General features: G+C 26.6%; 1 protein-coding gene. It reads right to left on the bottom strand.

Annotated elements, in window-relative coordinates; genetic code table 11:
- Nucleotides 1-915 (bottom strand): AAA family ATPase (locus V2H77_RS00330; protein ID WP_341497216.1); only part of this gene is annotated, 915 nt, incomplete at its 3' end.
- Between the last annotated feature and the right edge of the window lie 7 nt (nt 916-922).

The following is a 922-nucleotide window of genomic DNA, read 5'->3' as shown; positions in this document are numbered from 1 at the left end:
TTTGAAGTTTATTGGGTATAATATATTTCTCATCATATTAGGTACAATAACAGGAGATGTTACTCCTGCCTTTGCATCCTTCAATGCTTGCCAAAATGACTGATAATCATTTTTTATTTCATTGGATTTTATTTTGGAAATTATACTATACTCATTCTTAGTCACTCTAAATAAATTATAATTTTTAGGACATTCTGAATTATGGCTTTTTATTTTAATTAACTCGTGAAAGAAGAATAAACTATGTGTTAAAATAAAAATCTGTGAAAAACCACCATCTATTATTCTTTGTTGAATTAAAGATGCTACATCATATACATGATTGTGTGAAAGACTAGAAATAGGATCATCTATTACAATAATTTTATCCGCATTCTGTGAAAAATTATCTTTCTGAACTGAGCCACTACAATACTCAATAAAATAAAGGAAAACTATTAATGTCTTTTCTCCTTCACTAAGACTCTTGTAGACATCATTCTCTAATCCATCTTCTCGTACTAATTTATATGAATCAGAACTCTCATGAACTTTCTCAAGATGAAACCCAGTAATACCAATCTTAAGAAGTGTGTTGTTAATATTCTCAATTGAAGCATCAATGTTAATTACTCTGGCTAAATTATCAGCTATTATTTTTTTATTTTCATCAATATCACTAATAATACTATCTAACTCTGCATTATAGTTTTTTATCTTATTTTCCAATTCTATTACTTCTAACTTATAAGAATTGAAATAAGAAACAAGGCCATTCTTTAGCATCGACCAGAATTTAACCTCCAGCTCTTTCTTATAATTCTCTCTGTTTGATAATCTTAAATTATACTCATTAATCTTTATGTTAATATTATTAATTATCTTGTTTATTTCACAAATAAGATAATTAGTTTTAGTTAATTTAAGACACTTGATAGGTGTT

The sequence above is a fragment of the Photorhabdus sp. P32 genome, from assembly GCF_038085095.1.
In the GTDB taxonomy this organism is placed as follows: Bacteria; Pseudomonadota; Gammaproteobacteria; order Enterobacterales; family Enterobacteriaceae; genus Photorhabdus; species Photorhabdus luminescens.
This window is presented reverse-complemented; position numbering and strand designations above follow the sequence as displayed.